We start from the raw sequence: 20,671 nt of genomic DNA, 5'->3' as shown, positions 1-20,671 counted from the left end.
TGATCGGCTCGTGACGTGCCGTCAGAAGTGGATCACGTGTGGTTCGCCGGGGTCAGCGGGGCTAGTGGGGCGGCGTCCACGGAGCGCGCGGCGCGGTCGAGCGCGGAGGCGAGCAGGGCGAGGTCCGTCGGCCCGTTGCCCAGCTCGCGGACCGGGCGGCGGGAGGGCGGGTCGCCCATCCGCTCCCACTCCAGCGGGACGACGGTCGGGCGGAGCGTCGCGGTGCGCGGGATGCGGCCCGTGACCCGGCCGCCCTGGAACGGCGTCACGCGCCCGTCCGGATGGCCGAGCCGGCCGCGGCCGGGCGCGGGGTCGTCCGGTCCGGGCGAGGCCGGCGGGGCGTCGAGCACGATCCGCAGCCGCGCGCCGTGCGCCAGTTCGGTGTCCGCGGTGCGGTCCGGCCGGCCCGAGGTCGCCACCAGATGCACCCCGAGCCGCTCCCCGTTGCGCGCCACGGCCTCCAGGGCCCGTACGACCGACCCGGCGGCGGGCCTGCCGGGCGAGCCCAGCGCGGGCGCGACCAGCGCGTCGTAGTCGTCGACCAGGACCACGAGCCGCGGCAGCCCCGCGGCGTCGGCCCGGGCCCCCCGTGCGGCGTCGGGCGGCGAGGCCGGGCCCGGGATCCGCGCCCCGGCCGGCTCGCCGGACGGCTCGTACGCCCCGGGGTCGTACGCGCTCGCCCGCCGTGCCCGCGCGCTGGGCGTGTCGCCCAGGTCGCCGCCACCGGGGGCGCCGTCCACGTCGGCGCCCGCGCCGTACGCGGCCGTCCGTGCGCTCGTCGTGTCGCCCACGTCGGCTGCGCGCAGGAGGCGGCCGCTGGGGCGGTCGCCGAGGTCGGCGCCGGCGTCGTACGTGGCCGAGGCCGCGCCGGGGCGCGGGAGACGGCCGCTGGGGGTGTCGCCCGTGCCCGTCGTCCGCCCGTGCGACGCGTCCGACCAACGGGACGTGCGGGCGCTCGGACGGGACGTCAGGTCGTCGGGGCTGGTACGGGCGTCGGGGACGCGGGCCTCCCGCGCCGGGGCCTCCGCCGCGGCCAGGAGCTCCGCGCGGCGCTTCAGCTCCGCACCGAGCGCCTGCGCGAACGCGCGCATCCGGACCGGGTCCGAGGCCACCAGATGCTCGGTGACGTGCGGCAGTTCCGTACAGGGCGCGAGGCCCTCGCCGCGCTCGCCGCCCGCGCCGTCGACGAGCAGCAGCCCGAGCCGGTCCGGCCGGCCCGCCGCCGCCAGCGAGGCGGCGAGCGCACGCAGCAGCTCCGTACGGCCGCTGCCCGGCGCGCCCTCGATCAGCAGGTGCGGGCCCTCCGCGATCAGGTCCACCGCCACCGGCCCGTGCGGCCCCGCGCCGAGCACCGCCGTGCCCTCGCCGGCCGCCGCCCAGCGGGCCATCAGCGAGGCAGGCGTGGCGCGGGCGAGCCCCAGCTCGTCCAGGAGCCGCGCCGACGGAGGCAGCGCCGCAGCCGGCCGGGCACCGCGCGGCGTCCCGGCCTCCGCCCGCAGCGGCGCCAGCGCCCGGGCGAACCGCTCGGCCCAGGCCGGCGACACCGCGTCGAGCGCCGCCACCGTGCCGTGCCCGGCGGCGCGGCCGCCGGCCGTGCGCAGCAGCCGCAGCGCCGTCGCCACGTCACCGCTCAGCAGCGCCGCCGCCCCGCACTCGCGAAAGGGCAGCGCGGCCGCGCAGGCCGTCTCGTACGTCGCCGCCACGGGGGACGTCGGGGAGGCGGCGGGCGCCTCGGCGAGGACGATCAGATGGATGCCGGCCGCCGCGCCCGCGCCGGCCAGCCGCGCGGTGGTCTCGCGCAGCGCCGCGGAGCCGGGGTCGCCGTCCACGACCACGACCGTGTGCGGCCCCTCGTACTGCGCCGCGGCCTCCGCGATCGCCGGGCGGTCGGCGCTCGCCCAGCCGGGGCCGAGCGGGCCGTCGTCGAGGCGGCGGGTCAGCTCGGCGGTGCGGGCGGCGGCCTGCTCGCGGTCGTACGCGAGCAGCAGCCGGCAGTCCTGGCCGTGCGCGGGCCTGAGGTGCGGCAGCCAGCCGAGCCAGCCCCACGTCCGCCGCCGCTCCTCCAGCGGACGCGCGCGGTCCGCCGCGATCAGCACCAGCTCCAGGTCGGCGGGGGAGTGCAGGGCAGCGAGCTGCGCCACGACGGAGCGGGCGAGGCCCGCGAGCCGCTCGCGCGGGCCGGCCAGGCCCAGGGACCCGGCCTCGCGCAGGCCGACGGTCACCGGGACCGCCGCCAGTTCGGCGCGGTCGGCCGTGCCCAGCCGTACCACGAGGGCCTCGGGGTGCTCGGGGCCGCGCTCCCAGAGCCGGGGGCCCGGGCCGAGCGCGGTGAGCAGGACGGACGCGGGGTCCGGCCAGGTGTCGGCGGCGGGGGCCGGGGCGGCGGGCGCGGGGGCGGCGGTGGCGTGCGCCGGGGCGCCGCCGGAGAGCGGGGCCGCCCCGTCCTTGCCCCCGGCGAGCCGGCGTGCCCAGGCGCCGAGGCCGCGCTTGCGGCCGCCGTCGGGGGATGGCAGCGCCTGGCGGCGGGTCTGGCCGGTGCGGCTGTGCTGCGCGCCGCCGGCGTCGCCCTCGTCGTCGCGGGCCCGGCCGTGCGCGTCCTCGCCGGTTCCGTACGCGTCCGCGGCGGCCGCCCGGGAGGCGTCCCCCGGCTCCGTACCCCCCGCGGCGGGCCGGGGCGGGTACGGGACACCGCGTCCGCCGTGCGTCCGGTCGTCCGCGCCCGGGTGGGCCGGGGAGCCGTATCCGCCGCGGCCGCGGGCGCCCGTGGACACCGTGCCGCCCGAGACCGGGCCCTCCACGGCGGGCGGGCCCGCGGGCGCGGGGACGGCGGCGGGGGCGTCGCCGGGGCGGGTCACGCGCAGGTGGCCCTCGCCGTCCGGGGCCGTGGCCATCGCGTCCCCGGCACCGGAGGCCGGCGGCGTCAGACGCAGCGCGGACTCGCCGAGCCGGAGCAGCGCCCCGGGCGGCAGCGGTACGGCACGGGCGCCGACGTCGACGCCGTCCAGGCTGGTGCCGTTCGTCGAGCCGAGGTCCGCGACGGTGACCCGCCCGTCGGACCCGACCGTGACCGTGCAGTGCATCCGGGAGACGTCCGGGTCGTCCAGCGGCACGTCCGCGTCCAGGGAGCGGCCCACCCGGATCGCGCCGCCGTGCAGCAGATGCACCCCGCCCGCGTCCGGCCCCGCCACCACGTGCAGCCGAGCCGCCACCTCGCCCTCGCCGGGCGCGTCGTCCGCGCCGGGGCCGGGCCCGCCGAGCGACAGCACCGCGCCGTCGACCAGCGGCGGCTCGCCGAGCGCGCAGCGTTGTGTGTCGAGCCGCTCCTGGCCCGCGTACAGCACGACCGGGCCGGTGGCCTCCGGGCCGGCGACAGCCGCGGCGAGACCCGAGGCGACGGCGGCCAGGGCCGTCCCGGCCGGGGCGGTGACGAGCACGTCGCAGGATCGCCCGGCCGCGCCGGAGTGGCCGTGGCCGGTGTGCGGCGCGAGGACGGTCAGCCGGATCTGCATCGCCGTCAGCGGTCCCTTCTGCGCGGTGCGCCCGGCAGGGGACCGCCCCGGCGGAACCGGCGCCTCCCCCTGACCCGGGACGGACGCGTCGTCCGGTACAGGTCGGCACGGACGAAGGGCTCCCGACCCCACGACGCCGTGCTGAAGGCATCCTCGCACCTGTCGCCGACAACCTGTCCCCGGGTCGGCCAGAAACGATCTTGAATGGTCGACTGTGGGCGCAAAAGTGCGTGGTTGCGTCCGACAACCGAGGCACTCCCGACGCCCACGGCAACCGTCGGCGGCCGGAACGCGTCTAGATCCGTGTCGCGTTTCGGACAGGTCGGACACCGGCCGGACAGGAGAACGCGATCTCCGGCGACCGGGCCGTGACCCGTTCGGCGGCACTAAAGTGGGTCGGACACCCGGACGGGTCACAACACAGAGGACGACCCCCGGGCACGCTTCAGAAGGACCCCCGGGACCACGATCAGCAGGGAGCGCGTGACGTGCGGCCAATCGGCAGCAAGTACCTGCTCGAGGAGCCGCTCGGCCGCGGCGCCACGGGCACCGTCTGGCGAGCCCGCCAGCGGGAGACGGCGGGCGCCGAGGCGGCCGTTCCCGGCCAGCCCGGCGAGACCGTGGCGATCAAGGTCCTGAAGGAGGAGCTGGCCAACGACGCGGACATCGTGATGCGCTTCCTGCGCGAGCGGTCCGTGCTGCTCCGGCTCACCCATCCCAACATCGTGCGGACCCGCGACCTGGTCGTCGAGGGCGATGTCCTCGCCCTGGTCATGGACCTCGTCGAGGGCCCCGACCTGCACCGCTACATCCGCGAGAGCGGCCCTCTCACCCCGGTCGCCGCCGGTCTGCTCACCGCGCAGATCGCCGACGCGCTCGCCGCCAGCCACGCCGATGGCGTGGTCCACCGCGACCTCAAGCCGGCCAACGTGCTGCTCGCCGAGCGCGACGGGCAGATGCACCCGATGCTGACCGACTTCGGCATCGCGCGCCTCGCCGACTCCCCGGGCCTGACCCGCACCCACGAGTTCGTCGGCACCCCCGCGTACGTCGCGCCGGAGTCCGCCGAGGGCCGCCCGCAGACCTCCGCCGTCGACATCTACGGCGCCGGCATCCTGCTGTACGAGCTGGTCACCGGCCGGCCCCCGTTCGCCGGCGGTACCGCCCTGGAGGTGCTGCACCGGCACCTCAGCGAGGACCCGCGGCGCCCCTCCACCGTCCCCGCCCCGCTGTGGACGGTCATAGAGCGCTGCCTCAGCAAGGACCCGGCGCGCCGGCCGAGCGCCGTGAACCTGGCCCGCGGGCTGCGCGTGGTCGCCGACGGCATCGGCGTGCACTCCACCCCGGCCCAGATCGAGGCCGCCGAGGGCGTCGGCGCCCTGCTCGCGCCCGACCCGGCGCCCGCGCCCGTACCGGGCAGCCCGGCGGCGCCCGGTTCCGCCGACGCCACCCAGGTGCTGCCGGCCGGCTCCGCCTCGTCGTACGACCCCGGCGCCGCGACCAGCGTCCTGCCGGTCAACGGCGCGGGCGACGCGACCTCGGTCATGCCGCCGGTCCCCCCGCGCCCCGACGGTCCGCCGCAGCCGCAGCCGGAGGACCCGCACCCCTGGCAGAACCAGCTGCAGGGCGTCCGGGACCGCAACGAGCAGACCCAGATCCAGTACCTGGACCCGAACGAGGACCCGCTGCGCCGCCGGCCCCAGCGCCGCCCCGCGCAGCCGCCGCCGTACCAGCCGCAGCAGCAGCCCCAGCCGTACCAGCAGCCGCAGCCCCAGCCGTACCAGCAGCAGCCGGCCCCGCGCCGGCAGCAGCCGCCGCAGCGCCGGCCGTACGCCCCGCCGCCGCAGCAGCAGTACGCGCCCCCGCAGCCGCCGCCCCAGCAGCCCGCGCCGCGGCCGCCGCGCGAGCCGCGCCAGCCCCGGCAGCGCAGCGCCAACCCGATGCGGATCCCCGGCCTCGGCTGCCTCAAGGGCTGCCTGTTCATGATCGTGATGTTCGTGGTCGTGGGCTGGATGGTTTGGGAGCTCACCCCGCTGCAGGGCTGGATCGCGGAGGGCAAGAGCTACTGGGAGGCGATCGGGGACGGCATCGACTCCTTCACCAGCTGGATCGACGAGATCACCAGCACCGCCGACAGCATCGGCGGCAGCGGGGGTGCTACCGGCGGTACGGGGCAGTAGGAGCCTCCGCAGAGCCGCCGACTCTGCCGATTTGTCGACTTCCGGGGGGTGAATTCCCCCCGGGAGTCGAGACCGGCGACCGGGTCCGCGTAACTTTGACGCGAACTCCAGCCGCTGAGGGAGCAGTCTTGGCACGCAAAATCGGCAGCCGCTACACGGCCCACCAGATCCTCGGGCGGGGCAGCGCCGGCACGGTGTGGCTCGGCGAGGGCCCCGAGGGCCCCGTCGCCATCAAGCTGCTGCGCGAGGACCTGGCCTCGGACCAGGAGCTCGTCGGCCGCTTCGTCCAGGAGCGCACCGCCCTGCTCGGGCTCGACCACCCGCGCGTCGTCGCCGTCCGCGACCTCGTCGTCGACGGCAACGACCTGGCCCTCGTCATGGACCTCGTGCGCGGCACCGACCTGCGCACCCGCCTCGACCGGGAGCGCCGGCTCGCCCCCGAGGCCGCCGTCGCGATCATCGCCGACGTCGCCGACGGGCTCGCCGCCGCGCACAAGGCCGGCGTGGTGCACCGCGACGTCAAGCCGGAGAACATCCTGCTCGACATGGAGGGCCCGCTCGGCCCCGGCGGCGCGCACCCCGCCCTGCTCACCGACTTCGGCGTCGCCAAGCTGATCGACACCCCGAAGCGGACCAAGGCGACCCGGATCATCGGCACCCCGGACTACCTGGCCCCCGAGATCGTCGAGGGCCTGCCGCCGCGCGCGGCGGTCGACATCTACGCCCTGGCGACCGTCCTGTACGAGCTCCTCGCCGGCTTCACGCCCTTCGGCGGCGGGCACCCCGGCGCGGTGCTGCGGCGGCACGTCACCGAGACCGTCGTGCCGCTGCCCGGCATCCCCGAGGAGCTGTGGCAGCTGATCGTCCAGTGCCTCGCCAAGGCCCCCGCCTCCCGGCTGCGCGCCTCCGAGCTGGCGGTCCGGCTGCGGGACGTGCTGCCGATGCTCAAGGGCATCCCGCCGCTGGACGTCGACGAACCGGACGCGGAGCCGGCGTCGCCGGAGCCGTACGAGGAGGAGCAGCACGCCACCCGCGGCGGCGAGCCCGCCCCGCGCCGCGCCTCCGTCCCCCTCGTCCCCGGAGCGTCCCCGGACTCCAACCGGGACACCCACACCTCGATGCGCGTCCCGGGCCCCGACGAGCTCTCCGGCGGCCCCCTGGGCACCGCCCGCGCGCCCAGGGCCGCCGGCGCCCGCCGCCCCGGCTCCGCCCGCCACAAGGCGGAGGCGGTGCGCAAGCGGCGCATCACGCTGACGGTGGCCGGCGTCGTCCTCGCGGCGGCGATCGGGGCGGGCGCGTACGCGGCGACGAGCGGCGGCGAGGAGGCCCCGCCGCAGGACTCGAAGCAGACGACACAGCCGTAAGGAGGCGGGCGGAGGGCCGTGCGGTCCGGCTCCTTGCCCGGAGCCGTTACGCTGGACGCGTGGCAGTCGTCGATGTATCCGAAGAGCTGAAGTCCCTCTCCTCGACCATGGGGTCGATCGAGGCCGTCCTGGACCTCGACAAGATGAGGGCAGACATCGCCGTGCTCGAGGAGCAGGCCGCGGCGCCGTCCCTGTGGGACGACCCGGACGCGGCCCAGAAGATCACGAGCAAGCTTTCGCACCTCCAGGCCGAGGTCCGCAAGGCCGAGGCGCTGCGCGGCCGCATCGACGACCTCGGGGTGCTCTTCGAGCTCGCCGAGGAGATGGACGACCCGGACACCCGCGCCGAGGCGGAGACCGAGCTCGTCGCGGTCCGCAAGGCGCTGGACGAGATGGAGGTCCGCACCCTCCTGTCCGGCGAGTACGACGAGCGCGAGGCCCTGGTCAACATCCGCGCCGAGGCCGGCGGCGTCGACGCCTCCGACTTCGCGGAGCGCCTGCAGCGCATGTACCTGCGCTGGGCGGAGCGCCACGGCTACTCGACGGAGATCTACGAGACGTCGTACGCGGAAGAGGCCGGCATCAAGTCCACGACCTTCGTGGTCAAGGCCCCGTACGCCTACGGCACGCTCTCGGTCGAGCAGGGCACGCACCGCCTGGTGCGCATCTCGCCCTTCGACAACCAGGGCCGCCGCCAGACGTCCTTCGCGGGCGTCGAGATCCTCCCGGTCGTGGAGCAGTCCGACCACGTGGAGATCGAGGAGTCGGACCTGCGCGTGGACGTCTACCGCGCGTCGGGCCCCGGCGGCCAGGGCGTCAACACGACGGACTCCGCGGTCCGCATCACGCACATCCCCACGGGCATCGTGGTCTCCTGCCAGAACGAGCGCAGCCAGATCCAGAACAAGGCCAGCGCGATGAACGTCCTCCAGGCGAAGCTCCTCGAGCGCCAGCGCCAGGAGGAGCGCGCCAGGATGGACGCCCTGAAGGGCGACGGCGGCAGCTCCTGGGGCAACCAGATGCGCTCGTACGTCCTCCACCCGTACCAGATGGTCAAGGACCTCCGCACGGAGTTCGAGGTCGGCAACCCGCAGTCCGTCCTGGACGGCGAGATCGACGGCTTCCTCGAGGCCGGCATCCGCTGGCGCAAGCAGACGGAGAAGTAACCCCGGTACACCGACGGCGCCGCCCCTCACCGACGAGGGGCGGCGCCGTCGTCGTGTCGCGGAACATGCCTGCGGTCTACTCTCGGAGCCGGCACGTCCGAGACGGGGGGAACGGATGGACGACAGGGGCATCGGCGCGCTGATCGACGAGGCGTCGGCGGACGCGGTGGTGCTGGACCGTGTGGCGTACGGCGCCGGGGCGACCCGCTGGTTCGTGTGCCGTACGGCCGGGGAGTACACGGGGGTGCGGGGCGCGTTCGGAGCGCGGGACTGCGTCAGCGTCTATCTCGACGGGCGGATCGGGCGGGTGGCGTACGGGCCGTCGGTGCGGGCGGAGATCCTGCGGATCGCGGCGCGGGACCGGGACTGCGTCGTCGGAGTGCTGCGGGACGGGTCGTGTGTGCTCGAGGTCGAGTACATCGCGGGCGAGGCCGAACTCGACGAGTTCGAGGAGTCCTTGGGGCGGGCCGCCGAGGTCTACGTCGGGGCCTTCCCCGGGCGGGACGACGACGGCGTACGGGCGGTGACGTTCGTCGTGCCGGATCCCGACGGCACGGTACGGGCCGCGCCGCACTGACGTCGCGCCGGACTCAATTCGCGCGCGCAAGCGGAACCTTCGCGTTTTCCTCGCTATGTCGACATGGGAACTGTGTATGGGGAGGCGGGAGTTCCGGGTTTACGTCACAGTTGCTTCACCGCATGGCGGGCAAGACTGGAGCTTTCGGGCATTGCGCGCGCAACGTGCTTGACGGTGCCTCGAATTCTCGCCAGGCTGACGCGTGGCATGCGTATTTCTGGGGCGTGTGTGAACGGGGGCCGGAACCAGTAACGTGACCGCCTCCCCTGGCCGTTGCCCCGAGCGCTGCTCCGAAGACGAGATGAGCTACTGGGGGTAGCAACCAGATGACGAAGAAGACGCGCGTCCGCGTCGCGCGGATAGCGGCCGGCGCGGTGATCGCCGCCGGTGCGTCGCTCACTGCGGCGGGTGCGGCCTCGGCCGTGGGTGTGGACGTCGAGATCGCCGGGCTGAGCGTCGAGGCTCAGGTCGGCGGGGAGAACGGCGAAGAGGACGACCCGTGCATCCCGGGCTCGCCCGGCTGTGAGGACCCGACCTCGCCGGACCCGACGACGCCGGACCCGACCACGCCGGACCCGACGACCCCGGACCCGACGACGCCGGATCCCACCACGCCGGACCCGACGACCCCGGACCCGACGACGCCGGACCCGACCACGCCGGACCCGACGACGCCGGACCCGACGACCCCGGACCCGACGACGCCGGATCCCACCACGCCGGACCCGACGACCCCGGACCCGACGACGCCGGACCCGACCAACCCGGGCCCGACGAACCCGGACCCGACCAACCCGGGTCCGACCAACCCCGACCCGACCACGCCGGGCACCACCAACCCCGACCCGACCACGGGCGGCACGGACGGTGGCAACGGTGACGGTGGCGCCGGTACCTGCACCGTGGACCTCGACGGCGCCGAGTGCGTCGACAACGACCCGGGTACCAACAACGCCGGCTCGCAGCCCGTCGAGCAGGGCAAGGCCAAGGAGGAGCTGGCGGAGACCGGCGCCGCCGAGACCACGTTCCTGCTGATCGGCGCCGCGACCATGATCGCCGGTGGCATCGGCTTCCGTATGCTGCCGCGTCTGGTCTCCGGTGGCCGTGGGGCCGCTGCCTAAGCGGTAACGCACACAGCAGAGGGCCGGGGCGGCTGTTCCTTCCAGCCGCCCCGGCCCTCCGTGCGTTCGCTACGCGGTCTGCAGTGCCGTGATCAGCGCCGCCGCCGCCACCAGGGCCAGCACCAGCGCCAGCAGCATCGCGGGAGTCAGGCCGCCGAGGGGGCCCTGCTGCTGCATCCGCTCCCGGTTCGCCCGGCAGACGGGGCAGCGGCCCTCCGCGACGGGCGCCGCGCAGTTGGCGCACACCAGTCGGTCGTAGGTCATGCGCTCTCCTCTCCCGGGCTTCCGCGCGGCCCGTCTCCCCGTACAACGCTCCGGGGGACACGGCCGTTCCCCCTACCACTGTGCCAGCTCTCGCGGGTTTCGGCGCGCCCCGCCGGATTCCGCCGGTTCCGTCCCGAGGGGCGAAAAGGATATAGCGCTCAAGCTGGGACGGCGACTGCGCGGGCGGTCCCCCGTCGCGTAGTGTCACGCACACCTATACCCCCGGCCGACCGTGGTGCACCCGTGATCCGATTCGACAACGTCTCCAAGTCCTATCCGAAGCAGAATCGCCCCGCGCTCCGGGATGTCTCCCTGGAGATCGAGAAGGGCGAGTTCGTCTTCCTCGTCGGCTCGTCCGGCTCCGGAAAGTCCACCTTCCTGCGGCTGATCCTGCGCGAGGAGCGCTGCAGCCACGGACAGGTGCACGTCCTCGGAAAGGACCTGGCCCGGCTCTCCAACTGGAAGGTCCCGCACATGCGGCGCCAGCTCGGCACCGTCTTCCAGGACTTCCGCCTGCTGCCCAACAAGACCGTCGCCGAGAACGTGGCGTTCGCCCAGGAGGTCATCGGCAAGCCCCGCGGCGAGATCCGCAAGGCCGTGCCCCAGGTGCTCGACCTCGTCGGCCTCGGGGGCAAGGAGGACCGGATGCCCGGCGAGCTCTCCGGCGGTGAGCAGCAACGCGTCGCCATCGCCCGGGCGTTCGTCAACCGGCCGATGCTGCTGATCGCGGACGAGCCCACCGGAAACCTGGACCCGCAGACCTCCGTCGGCATCATGAAGCTGCTCGACCGCATCAACAGGACAGGGACCACCGTCGTCATGGCGACCCACGACCAGAACATCGTCGACCAGATGCGCAAGCGCGTCATCGAGCTCGAAGGCGGGCGCCTCGTCCGCGACCAGGCTCGCGGCGTCTACGGTTACCAGCACTGAGCGGGCGGGAGACAGCACACCATGCGCGCTCAGTTCGTGCTTTCCGAGATCGGCGTCGGCCTCCGGCGCAACCTGACGATGACCTTCGCCGTGATCGTCTCCGTGGCCCTGTCGCTCGCCCTCTTCGGCGGCGCCCTGCTCATGCGCGAGCAGGTCAGCACCATGAAGGACTTCTGGTACGACAAGGTCAACGTCTCCATCTTCCTCTGCAACAAGAGTGACGCGGCCACCACGCCGAAGTGCGCCAAGGGCGCGGTCACCGCGCAGCAGAAGGACCAGATCAAGACCGACCTGGGCAAGATGGACGGGCTCGTCGAGCAGGTCCACTACGAGTCCGCCGAAGAGGCGTACAAGCACTACAAGGAGCAGTACGGCGACACGCCCATCGCCGCCACCATCACGCCGGACCAGATGCAGGAGTCGTACCGGGTCAAGCTCAAGGACCCGGAGAAGTACAAGGTCGTCGCGACGGCCTTCGCCGGCCGGGACGGCGTGCAGTCCGTCCAGGACCAACGGAACATCCTGCAGAACCTGTTCGACCTGATGAACGGCATGAACGTGGCCGCGCTCGGCGTGATGGGCCTGATGCTGGTCATCGCGCTGATGCTGATCGTCAACACCGTGCGGGTGTCCGCGTTCAGCCGGCGGCGCGAGACCGGCATCATGCGGCTCGTCGGCGCGTCCAGTTTCTACATCCAGATGCCGTTCATCATGGAGGCCGCCTTCGCCGGACTCCTCGGCGGCGCGGTGGCCTGCATCATGCTGCTCGTCGGCCGGTACTTCCTGATCGACCACGGGCTCGCGCTCGCCGAGAAGATGCAGCTGGTCAACTTCATCGGCTGGGACGCCGTCTTCGCCAAGCTGCCGCTCGTCCTCGTCATCGGCCTGCTGATGCCGGCCATGGCCGCCTTCATCGCGCTGCGCAAGTACCTGAAGGTGTGACGAGCGCCGCCCTCGCACCACGAGCGCCGTACGGGCAACCGCCGTACGGCGCTCGGTGCTTGTCCTAGAGTGGGCCGCATGGTGGGCCCAGGCTTCTGTCGCAGGCCCCGTCGCCACGGCGCCGGGGCCGCCCTGACGTTGGTCTTCGCCGGAGTGCTCGCCGCCGCGGTGGTGACCGACACGCTGCCGCGCGCCGCATCCGACGAACCGCGCGCCCTGAGCGGCGCCGCCCGCCCGGCCACCGTCGACCGCGAGGCGCTGACGGAGGCCGCCGCCGAGGCGATCGCCGACGGCAAGTCCGGCACCCAGGCCGCCGAGGAGTTCGTCAGCCGCAGCGGCGACCGCTGGGGCGCGGTGTACGACAGCCGGGAGTACCAGGAGTTCGAGCAGGCCCTCGGCGGCCGGTACACCGGCGTCGGGCTGTCCGCCCGGCGCGCCGGCGACGGGGGCGTCGAGGTGGCGGACGTCCGCGCCGACGGCCCCGCCGGACGCGCCGGGCTGCGGGTCGGCGACCGGCTGCGGAGCGTCGACGGCCGCCCGGTCGACGCCCTGTCCGTCTCCGAGGCGGTCTCCCTGCTGCGCGGCGACGGCGTCCCCGGCTCGCCCGTGGTCCTCGGCATGGCCCGTGGCGGGACCGCCTGGACGGTGACGCTGCGGCGGGCCGCGCTGGCCACCGAGACGGTCACCGTGCGGCGGCTCGACGACGGGGCCGTACTGATCCGGGTCACCGCCTTCACCCGCGGCGCCGGCGACCGGGTGCGCGAGGCGGTGCGGTCCGCCCCGGCCGGGGTGGGCGTCCTGCTCGACCTGCGCGGCAACTCCGGCGGCCTGGTCTCCGAGGCCGCGGTGGCCGCCTCCGCCTTCCTCGACGGCGGCCTGGTCGCCACGTACGACGTCGACGGCGAGCAGCGCGCGGTCTACGCCGAGGACGGCGGCGACACCCGCCGGCCCGTGGTCGCGCTGATCGACGGCGGCACCATGAGCGCGGCCGAGCTCCTCACCGGCGCCCTGCAGGACCGCGGCCGGGCCGTCACCGTCGGCTCCCGCACCTTCGGCAAGGGCTCCGTGCAGATGCCCAGGGCCCTGCCCGGCGGCTCGGTCGCCGAGCTCACCGTCGGTCACTACCGCACCCCCGCCGGCCGCGGCGTCGACGGACGCGGGATCATCCCGGACCTCACCGTCGGCGACGGCTCGGGTCCGCGCGCCGAGGAACAGGCCCGCTCGGTATTGAGTGGCCTCAGGAGGGGCTCGTAGTGCGAAAATGACCGCACTATGGCAAAGGGACTCGTGAACGTGCAGGGCAAGCCTGCGAAGAAGAACACCAAGGACAAGGGTCCGGAGCGCAAGCTCATCGCGCAGAACAAGAAGGCGCGGCACGACTACCACATCCTCGACACCTACGAGGCGGGCGTCGCCCTCATGGGCACCGAGGTGAAGTCGCTGCGGATGGGCCGGGCCTCGCTGGTCGACGGCTTCGTGCAGATCGACGGGCACGAGGCGTGGCTGCACAACATCCATGTGCCCGAGTACATGCAGGGCAGCTGGACCAACCACTCGGCGAAGCGGAAGCGGAAGCTGCTGCTGCACCGCGCCGAGATCGACAAGCTGGAGCAGAAGGCGAACGAGACGGGTCACACGATCGTGCCCCTCGCGCTCTACTTCCTGGGCGGCCGGGTGAAGTGCGAGATCGCGCTGGCCAAGGGCAAGAAGGAGTACGACAAGCGGCAGACCCTGCGCGAGCAGCAGGACACCCGCGAGGCGAGCCGGGCGATCGCGGCGGCCCGACGGCGGCAGCGCGCCCAGGAGCGTTAATCCGCTGGCAACCGCGGCCGGTGGTCACGTACCATGGGCCCTGCACCTCACAGCGGGTGCACATCTTGAAAAATCAACATGGGGATGATCGGTTTCGACAGCGGATGTCGAAGCAGGGGAAGCGTGTCGAGGAAGCGGCAATGATCTCGTAAACCACGCGCCGAAACCTATAATCGCCAACACCAAGCGCGATTCCTTCGCCCTCGCTGCCTAAGTAGCGACTTGCGAAGTGTCAGCCCGGGGCTGTTCCCGACCCGGATCCTGGCATCATCAAGGGGACTAAACCTTGATCCCGGTCACGGGGTGAAGAGGGAAATCAAACAGTGACTGAGCCTGTTCCGGACTTGTCTGGGTGATCCGGAGGGCTGAGAAACTCGTACCAGACTGCACACGGAGAAGCCCTGGTTCCGCACCGTTGGACGCGGGTTCGATTCCCGCCATCTCCACGAGTCGGGGTGGAGCGTGCTCGCAGACAGTGCGAGCCCGGTCCGCCTCGTCGGTGTTCTGGGGGCATGACCCCCAGACCCCCTCATCCCATGTGGGCGCAGGCCCGGCAGTCGTCACGACCGCCGGGCCTTCGTCATGCTCAGGGTCAGGGCAAGAGCCGCCGCCAGCGGCGGGGCCAGGTAGCCGTACGCCGCCGTCGGGGCGTGCTCCGCGGCCCAGCCGCCCACCGCCGAGCCGGCCGCGATCCCGCCGAGCAGGGCGGTCACCGCCAGCGTCATGCCCTCGTTCAGCTGAGACGGCGGCGTCAGCCGCTGGACCAGGGACATGCCGGTGACCATCGTCGGGGCCGTCGCCATGCCCGCCAGGAGCAGCCCACCCGCCAGGGCGAGCAGCGAGCCCGTCGTGGCGGCGAGGAGGGGGAGGGACATCAGGAGCGCCATGGCCGTCAGGCAGGCGCCGAGGCCCGCCGCGCGCCTCACCCGGCCGTACACCAGACCCGCCGCGCACGACCCGGCCGCCTGGAGGGCCAGCACCGGACCGGCGACCGGGCCGTCCACGTACGCCAGCGTCACCACCTCCATCGAGCCGAACACCGCGCCCGTCGCCAGGAAGACCCCCAGCAGCGGCGCCATCCCGGGCGCGCGCAGCGGCGAGCCGGCCGAGGTGCGCGGGGCCGGCGGCGGCTCCGTCGCGCGCTGCGCGGCGAAGAGCAGCACGCCGCCGAGGAACAGCGCCGCGGCGATCAGCGAGCCCGCCTGCGGGAAGAGCGCCGAGCAGAGGAACGCGGCGAGCACCGGCCCGAGCATGAAGCACAGCTCGTCCACGGCCTGCTCGAAGGCGTTCGCGGTGTGCCGGGCCGCCGCGTCGTCCCGGTACAGATGGGCCCAGCGGGCCCGGGACATGCCGCCGGTGTTGGGCGCGGTTGCCGTGGTCGCGGCGCAGATGAAGAGCGTCCAGGCCGGTGCCGCGGCCCGTACGCACAGGAGCAGCGCCAGAGTTCCCAGTACGGACAGGACAGTGGCCGGGACGGCGACGCGGGCCTGCCCGTACCGGTCCACGAGCCGTGCCGTCCACGGCGCGACGAGCGCCATCGCGGCCACCCCGGTCGCGTTGACCGCTCCGGCCAGCGCGTACGAGTCGTAGCGGTCGGAGATCATGATCACGGCCGCGACGCCGAACATGCCCGACGGCAGCCGTGCCACCAGGTTGCCCGCGGTGAACGCCTTCGTGCCCGGCAGGGCGAACAGCCGCGCGTACGGGTTGGAGCGCCGGCGCGGCGGGGGCGCGTCGCGGTAGCGGGGGGCGAGGGCGGGGCCGTGCGGGGTCAGGGTCAGAGGGGTGCGAGGCATGGATCAAGGCTCGTGGAGGCCTCCCCACCCGGTCCAACACCTAATCGATCGCCATTCACGCGCCTGCGTTGTTAAATGCCGCGTGGCCTCCTCCTCCGATCTCGAACCGCGCCTGCTGCGCGCCTTCACCGCCGTCGCCGACGAGCTGCACTTCACCCGCGCCGCCGCCCGGCTGTACGTGGCCCAGCAGGCCCTCAGCCGCGACATCCGGCGGCTGGAACGGGAGCTGGGCGCCGAGCTGTTCGTGCGCACCACCCGGCAGGTCACCCTCACCGCGGACGGCGAGCGGCTGCTGCCGTACGCCCGGCAGGTCCTCGCCGCGCACGACGCGCTCGCCGACGCCTTCCGGGCCGCGGCCCGGCCGCTGCTCGTCGACCTCAACAGCCCCGGCCTGGTCACCACGACCGCCGTCCTCACCCGCGCCCGCGAACTCGCCCCCGACCAGGAGCTGATGGCCCGGTACGAGAGCGGGCTCACCGGGGCCGCCGCGCAGATCGTGGCGGGCGGGCTCGACGTCTCCTTCGGCCGGTACGGGGGACTGGCGGCGGCGACCCGGGCCCGGCTCGGCGCGCAGCTCGTGCGGTACGAGCAGATGGCGGTGATCCTGCCCGAGGACCACCCCCTCGCGGGCCTGCCCGAGGTGCCGCTCGCCGCGCTCGCGGGCGAGCGGATCTACGCGGGCGCCGGCAACGACCGCACGCCGGAGTGGACCGACCTGGCGGCGCGGCTGTTCGCCGGGCGGGGCATCGAGATCGCGCCGCCCGCGCCGCTCGCGGTCGGCAAGGAGGAGTTCCGGCGGCTGATGGCCCGGCACCGGGTCCCGGTGCTCGCCGTGGTCGACTTCCCGCCGATGCCGGCCTCCGTGCTGCGGCCGCTGACCGACCCGGTACCGCTCTCCCCGGTGTCGCTGGTGTGGCGCAAGGGGCTGCGGCACGCGGGCCTGGACGCGCTGCGCCGGGCGGCGGCGGAGCTCGCGGCCGCGGAGGGGTGGCTCCGTCGGCCGCCCGGCGCCTGGCTCCCGGAGGACGAGCCGGGCCTGCCGGTACCGTGACGGCCGCGGCTCACACGACCCGCACCTGCCCGGTGAGAGCAAGGTTCCGTACCCGTCACCTCACGGCACCGGCCTGAAACGCGCCCTTCCTACCGTCGAGGAGCACGTTGGGGACGAGACACGGAGGTGGGACATGGGCGGCCGGTGGATCGAACGCTGGGAGCCGGAGGACGAGACGTTCTGGCGTGAACAGGGGGAGCGGATCGCCAAGCGCAACCTGCTCTTCTCCGTGATCTCGGAGCACATCGGTTTCTCGATCTGGACCCTGTGGTCGGTGATGGTCCTCTTCATGGGGCCGGAGTACGGGATCGACCCCGCGGGCAAGTTCTTCCTGATCGGCACCGCCACGTTCGTCGGCGCGCTGATCCGCATCCCGTACACCTTCGCGGTCGCCCGTTTCGGCGGCCGGAACTGGACGATCGTCAGCGCGGCGCTGCTGCTCCTGCCGACCGGCTTCGCCTACGTGGTGATGGAGCCGGGGACCTCGTACGGGACGTTCCTGCTGGTGGCCGCGCTCACCGGCGTCGGCGGCGGCAACTTCGCCTCGTCGATGACCAACATCAACGCGTTCTTCCCGCTCCGCAAGAAGGGCTGGGCGCTCGGCCTCAACGCGGGCGGCGGCAACATCGGCGTCCCGGTGGTCCAGCTGATCGGCCTGCTGGTCATCGGCACCGCCGGCGCGGCGCACCCGCGGATCGTGCTCGGCGTCTACATCCCGCTGATCGTCGTGGCGGCGCTGTGCTCGGCGCTCTTCATGGACAACCTGGCCCCGGTGAAGAACGACACCGGCGCGGTCCTGGAGGCCGTGCGGGCCAAGCACACCTGGATCATGGCGTTCCTGTACATCGGCACCTTCGGTTCCTTCATCGGCTACAGCTTCGCCTTCGGTCTGGTGCTCCAGACCCAGTTCGGCCGGACCCCGCTGCAGGCCGCCTCGCTGACGTTCGTCGGCCCGCTGCTCGGCTCGCTGATCCGGCCGGTCGGCGGCTCGCTGGCGGACAGGTACGGCGGCGCGCGGATCACGCTGTGGACCTTCGTGGCGATGGCGGCGGCGACCGGCGTGGTCGTCTACGCCTCGGTGATCGAGTCGCTGACCGTGTTCCTCGTCGGCTTCATCGGGCTGTTCGTGCTCAGTGGCCTCGGCAACGGCTCCACGTTCAAGATGATCCCGGCGATCTTCCTGGCGCAGGGCCACCGCAAGGGCCTGTCCGGCGAGGAGGCGGAGGCGTACGGCCGCCGGCTCTCCGGGGCCTCCATGGGGCTGATCGGCGCGATCGGCGCGGTCGGCGGGCTCGGCATCAACCTCGCCTTCCGGCAGTCCTTCCAGACCGCGGGCACCGGGACCTCGGCCTTCGTCGCCTTCCTGGCCTTCTACGCTGCGTGCATCGTCGTCACCTGGGCGGTATACCTTCGCCGGCCGGCCGCCGTGCCGGACACCGCCGAGGGCGCGGCGACCGAGCCGCAGCGCGGATACGCCGAGGTGTGAGCCGACAGTGGCCGGTGACACAGTGGCTGGATCCGCCCGTAACGACCGGGAAATACAGCGGAACCGAGACTGTCACGCCGTGCCGTCAGTCTCAGGTCCCATGAACGAGCAAGAGCAGGGACCTCTCGCGGGTTTCACCGTCGGTGTCACGGCGGCGCGGCGTGCGGACGAGCTGGCCGCGCTGCTGCGCCGCCGCGGGGCGGCCGTGGTGCACGGGCCGGCCCTGCGGATCGTCCCCCTCGCCGACGACACCGAGCTCCTCGCCGCGACGAAGGAGCTGATCTCCAACGCCCCGGACGTCGTCGTCGCCACCACGGCGATCGGCTTCCGGGGCTGGATCGAGGCGGCCGAGGGCTGGGGCCACGGGGAGGAGCTCCTCGCCTGTCTGCGCGGGGTGGAGCTGCTGGCCCGCGGGCCGAAGGTCAAGGGCGCGGTGCGGGCCGCCGGGCTCACGGAAAGCTGGTCGCCCTCCTCGGAGTCCATGGCCGAGGTGCTGGAACGGCTCCTCGCGGAGGGCGTCGCGGGCCGCCGCATCGCGCTCCAGCTGCACGGGGAGCCGCTGCCGGGGTTCGTCGAGGCGCTGACGGCGGGCGGCGCGGAGGTCGTCGGGGTGCCGGTGTACCGGTGGATGCCGCCGGAGGACCTCGCGCCGCTGGACCGGCTGCTCGACCAGGTGCTTGCCGGTTCGCTGGACGCGGTGACGTTCACCAGCGCGCCGGCGGCGGCCTCGCTGCTCACCAGGGCGGAGGACCGCGGGGTCCTCGCGGAGCTGCTGGCGGCGCTGCGGCACGAGGTGCTCGCGGTGTGCGTGGGGCCGGTGACGGCACTGCCGCTGCAGGCCCGGGGCATCGACACGCTCCAGCCGGAGCGGTTCCGGCTCGGGCCGCTGGTGCAGCTGCTCTGCCGGGAGCTGCCGGCCCGGGCCCGTACGCTCCCGGTGGCCGGCCGCAGCATCGAGATCCGCGGGCACGCGGTGCTCGTCGACGGGGAGCTCCGGCCGGTGCCTCCGGCGGGCATGGCGCTGCTCGCCGCGCTGGCCCGGAAGCCGGGTTGGGTGGTCTCCCGGGCGGACCTGCTGCGCGTCCTGCCCGGCGCGGGCCGAGACGAGCACGCGGTGGAGACGGCGATGGCCCGCCTCCGCACCGCCCTCGGCGCCCCGAAACTGATCCAGACGGTGGTCAAGCGCGGCTACCGACTGGCGGTGGACCAGGCGGCGGAGACGAAGTACGGCGACGCGTAGGGCCGTTGGGGCCGCCGGGGGGCGGCCCTCCCGGTTACCGTGGCCCCATGGTCCCCATCCGCCCCGCCGTTCCTGCCGACGCCCCCGCTCTCGCCGCCGCGCTGGTGCGCAATCGCGCGTACATGCGGCACATCGAGCCGTACCGGAGCGAGCGTTACTACACCGCCGAGGGGCAGGCCGAGCGGCTGGCCGACGGGGGGCGGCGCTGGGTCGCCGTGGACGGCGAGGCGCTGGTCGGGATGGCGATCCTGTCCGGGATCGTGCTCGGGCCGTTCCGCAGTGCCTCGCTCGGGTACTGGGTGGACGGCTCGTACGCCGGGAAGGGTCTGGCCACCCGGCTCGTCGAGGAGGTCTGCCGGGCCGCCCGCGAGGAGCTGGGGCTGCACCGCATCGAGGCCGGCACGCTGCTGGACAACCACGCCTCCCAACGGGTCCTCGCCAAGACGGGGTTCACCACCGTCGGCCTCGCTCCGGAGTACCTGCACATCGACGGCGCCTGGCGGGACCACCACCTCTTCCAGCGCATCCTGCACGACGATCCTCCGCCGCAGGACTAGTCGGCTCCGCCCCGGGTGGGCACTCTGGTGGGCGGCACCGCACGCCGACCGTCCGCCGCACGCGAGGTGGTGACAGGGACATGCCTTCCGTGGTCATCGACACCGGCCGGATCTGCCTCGACCTGGCCGCCCAGCCGCCCGACCGCGCCGACGCCCTCGACCGCTGGCTGCACGCCGAGGGCCTGGTCCCCGGGGCCACCCGGCTGCCCGCCGTGGACGGCCGCTGGGTCGCCCGGTTCCGCGAACTCGGCGACTGCGTCGGCGCGTTGGTCCACGCCCAGCTCCAGGGAGCCGGCCCCGACCCGGCCGCCCTCGCCCGGCTCAACGCCCTCGCCGCGGCCGCCGCCCCGCCCGCGCCCCGCGCCGTACGCGGCGAGACCGGCGCGCTCGTGCGGGAGTTGAGCGCCGAACCCGACTGCCGCGCCCTGCTCGCCGCCGTCGCCCGCGACGCGGTCGACCTGCTCACCGACCCCGTCGCCCGCACCCTGCTGAGGCAGTGCGAGAGCGACGACTGCCGGCGCTGCTACCTCGACACCTCCCGCGGCCGCCGCCGGCGCTGGTGCTCCAGCGAGGTCTGCGGCAACCGCGAACGTGTCGCCCGGCACCGCCGCCGGCATCCCACGAAAAGAAATTCCGCCGTGAGTTGAGCAGAACCCCGGGGCCCCGCGTAAGA

At 74.1% G+C, this 20,671-nt stretch carries 17 protein-coding genes and 1 other RNA gene; 15 read left to right on the top strand and 3 right to left on the bottom strand.

The window, feature by feature from the left end; genetic code table 11:
* Positions 1-32: 32 nt before the first annotated feature.
* The gene (locus ABZO31_RS12465; protein WP_406861225.1) at positions 33-3,509 is read right to left on the bottom strand and encodes an FtsK/SpoIIIE domain-containing protein; all 3,477 of its coding nucleotides are present in this window, start codon (positions 3,507-3,509) and stop codon (positions 33-35) included.
* A 488-nt stretch (positions 3,510-3,997) separates the two neighbouring features.
* On the opposite strand from ABZO31_RS12465, the gene ABZO31_RS12460 reads away from it, so the two are divergent.
* The 5 genes from ABZO31_RS12460 to ABZO31_RS12440 all read left to right on the top strand — a co-directional run bounded on the left by ABZO31_RS12460 (position 3,998) and on the right by ABZO31_RS12440 (position 9,917).
* Complete coding sequence (locus ABZO31_RS12460; RefSeq protein ID WP_406861224.1) at positions 3,998-5,689, top strand: serine/threonine-protein kinase; 1,692 nt, start codon at positions 3,998-4,000, stop codon at positions 5,687-5,689.
* A gap of 128 nt (positions 5,690-5,817) precedes the next feature.
* On the top strand, positions 5,818-7,053 hold the full coding sequence (locus ABZO31_RS12455; RefSeq protein WP_406861223.1) for a serine/threonine-protein kinase: 1,236 nt from the start codon (positions 5,818-5,820) through the stop codon (positions 7,051-7,053).
* Between the two features lie 59 nt (positions 7,054-7,112).
* Entirely contained in the window at positions 7,113-8,219 is a 1,107-nt protein-coding gene (gene prfB / locus ABZO31_RS12450; protein WP_406861222.1) for a peptide chain release factor 2, read from the top strand.
* Between the two features lie 115 nt (positions 8,220-8,334).
* The gene (locus ABZO31_RS12445) at positions 8,335-8,796 is read left to right on the top strand and encodes a hypothetical protein (RefSeq protein ID WP_406861221.1); all 462 of its coding nucleotides are present in this window, start codon (positions 8,335-8,337) and stop codon (positions 8,794-8,796) included.
* A 326-nt stretch (positions 8,797-9,122) separates the two neighbouring features.
* Positions 9,123-9,917 (top strand): LPXTG cell wall anchor domain-containing protein, encoded by a 795-nt coding sequence (locus ABZO31_RS12440; RefSeq protein ID WP_406861220.1) that lies wholly within the window; start codon positions 9,123-9,125, stop codon positions 9,915-9,917.
* A gap of 69 nt (positions 9,918-9,986) precedes the next feature.
* On the opposite strand, the gene ABZO31_RS12435 is transcribed toward ABZO31_RS12440, so the two are convergent.
* Positions 9,987-10,181, bottom strand: a complete 195-nt coding sequence (locus ABZO31_RS12435; protein WP_406861219.1) for a hypothetical protein — start codon at positions 10,179-10,181, stop codon at positions 9,987-9,989.
* 243 nt (positions 10,182-10,424) lie between these two features.
* Between ABZO31_RS12435 and ftsE the strand changes: the two genes are divergently transcribed.
* From ftsE to ssrA, 5 genes are all read left to right on the top strand, one after another.
* Positions 10,425-11,114 carry a cell division ATP-binding protein FtsE gene (gene ftsE, locus ABZO31_RS12430; protein ID WP_406861218.1) on the top strand — a complete coding sequence of 230 codons (690 nt, stop codon included), beginning with the start codon at positions 10,425-10,427 and terminating at the stop codon, positions 11,112-11,114.
* A 21-nt stretch (positions 11,115-11,135) separates the two neighbouring features.
* Positions 11,136-12,056, top strand: a complete 921-nt coding sequence (gene ftsX / locus ABZO31_RS12425) for a permease-like cell division protein FtsX (protein ID WP_406861217.1) — start codon at positions 11,136-11,138, stop codon at positions 12,054-12,056.
* 78 nt (positions 12,057-12,134) lie between these two features.
* Positions 12,135-13,310, top strand: coding sequence for a S41 family peptidase (locus tag ABZO31_RS12420; RefSeq protein WP_406861216.1), 1,176 nt, complete (start codon positions 12,135-12,137; stop codon positions 13,308-13,310).
* A gap of 18 nt (positions 13,311-13,328) precedes the next feature.
* Entirely contained in the window at positions 13,329-13,868 is a 540-nt protein-coding gene (smpB, locus tag ABZO31_RS12415; protein ID WP_406861215.1) for an SsrA-binding protein SmpB, read from the top strand.
* Between the two features lie 80 nt (positions 13,869-13,948).
* Positions 13,949-14,317: a transfer-messenger RNA gene (gene ssrA / locus ABZO31_RS12410) on the top strand.
* 111 nt (positions 14,318-14,428) lie between these two features.
* On the opposite strand, the gene ABZO31_RS12405 is transcribed toward ssrA, so the two are convergent.
* Positions 14,429-15,664, bottom strand: coding sequence for an MFS transporter (locus ABZO31_RS12405; RefSeq protein ID WP_406861214.1), 1,236 nt, complete (start codon positions 15,662-15,664; stop codon positions 14,429-14,431).
* An 82-nt stretch (positions 15,665-15,746) separates the two neighbouring features.
* Here ABZO31_RS12405 and ABZO31_RS12400 point away from each other — a divergent pair, with 82 nt between their 5' ends.
* The 5 genes from ABZO31_RS12400 to ABZO31_RS12380 all read left to right on the top strand — a co-directional run bounded on the left by ABZO31_RS12400 (position 15,747) and on the right by ABZO31_RS12380 (position 20,645).
* Positions 15,747-16,715, top strand: a complete 969-nt coding sequence (locus tag ABZO31_RS12400; RefSeq protein ID WP_406861213.1) for a LysR family transcriptional regulator — start codon at positions 15,747-15,749, stop codon at positions 16,713-16,715.
* Between the two features lie 133 nt (positions 16,716-16,848).
* Positions 16,849-18,201 carry a nitrate/nitrite transporter gene (locus tag ABZO31_RS12395; RefSeq protein ID WP_406861212.1) on the top strand — a complete coding sequence of 451 codons (1,353 nt, stop codon included), beginning with the start codon at positions 16,849-16,851 and terminating at the stop codon, positions 18,199-18,201.
* A 100-nt stretch (positions 18,202-18,301) separates the two neighbouring features.
* Positions 18,302-19,441 carry a uroporphyrinogen-III synthase gene (locus ABZO31_RS12390; protein ID WP_406861211.1) on the top strand — a complete coding sequence of 380 codons (1,140 nt, stop codon included), beginning with the start codon at positions 18,302-18,304 and terminating at the stop codon, positions 19,439-19,441.
* 47 nt (positions 19,442-19,488) lie between these two features.
* Positions 19,489-19,998: a GNAT family N-acetyltransferase gene (locus ABZO31_RS12385; RefSeq protein WP_406861210.1), complete on the top strand. Its 510-nt coding sequence runs from the start codon at positions 19,489-19,491 to the stop codon at positions 19,996-19,998.
* Positions 19,999-20,078: 80 nt separating this feature from the next.
* Positions 20,079-20,645 (top strand): CGNR zinc finger domain-containing protein, encoded by a 567-nt coding sequence (locus ABZO31_RS12380; RefSeq protein ID WP_406861209.1) that lies wholly within the window; start codon positions 20,079-20,081, stop codon positions 20,643-20,645.
* Positions 20,646-20,671 lie beyond the last annotated feature (26 nt).

The organism is Streptomyces solicamelliae (genome assembly GCF_045348655.1).
In the GTDB taxonomy this organism is placed as follows: domain Bacteria; phylum Actinomycetota; class Actinomycetes; order Streptomycetales; family Streptomycetaceae; genus Streptomyces; species Streptomyces solicamelliae.
This window is presented reverse-complemented; position numbering and strand designations above follow the sequence as displayed.

Coding starts and splice junctions, on each gene's coding strand:
- ABZO31_RS12465 (WP_406861225.1), bottom strand. CDS start 3,509: ATGCAGATCCGGCTGACCGTCCTCGCGCCGCACACCGGCCACGGCCAC.
- ABZO31_RS12445 (WP_406861221.1), top strand. CDS start 8,335: ATGGACGACAGGGGCATCGGCGCGCTGATCGACGAGGCGTCGGCGGAC.
- ABZO31_RS12440 (WP_406861220.1), top strand. CDS start 9,123: ATGACGAAGAAGACGCGCGTCCGCGTCGCGCGGATAGCGGCCGGCGCG.
- ABZO31_RS12435 (WP_406861219.1), bottom strand. CDS start 10,181: ATGACCTACGACCGACTGGTGTGCGCCAACTGCGCGGCGCCCGTCGCG.
- ftsX (WP_406861217.1), top strand. CDS start 11,136: ATGCGCGCTCAGTTCGTGCTTTCCGAGATCGGCGTCGGCCTCCGGCGC.
- ABZO31_RS12420 (WP_406861216.1), top strand. CDS start 12,135: ATGGTGGGCCCAGGCTTCTGTCGCAGGCCCCGTCGCCACGGCGCCGGG.
- smpB (WP_406861215.1), top strand. CDS start 13,329: ATGGCAAAGGGACTCGTGAACGTGCAGGGCAAGCCTGCGAAGAAGAAC.
- ABZO31_RS12405 (WP_406861214.1), bottom strand. CDS start 15,664: ATGCCTCGCACCCCTCTGACCCTGACCCCGCACGGCCCCGCCCTCGCC.
- ABZO31_RS12395 (WP_406861212.1), top strand. CDS start 16,849: ATGGGCGGCCGGTGGATCGAACGCTGGGAGCCGGAGGACGAGACGTTC.
- ABZO31_RS12390 (WP_406861211.1), top strand. CDS start 18,302: ATGAACGAGCAAGAGCAGGGACCTCTCGCGGGTTTCACCGTCGGTGTC.
- ABZO31_RS12385 (WP_406861210.1), top strand. CDS start 19,489: ATGGTCCCCATCCGCCCCGCCGTTCCTGCCGACGCCCCCGCTCTCGCC.
- ABZO31_RS12380 (WP_406861209.1), top strand. CDS start 20,079: ATGCCTTCCGTGGTCATCGACACCGGCCGGATCTGCCTCGACCTGGCC.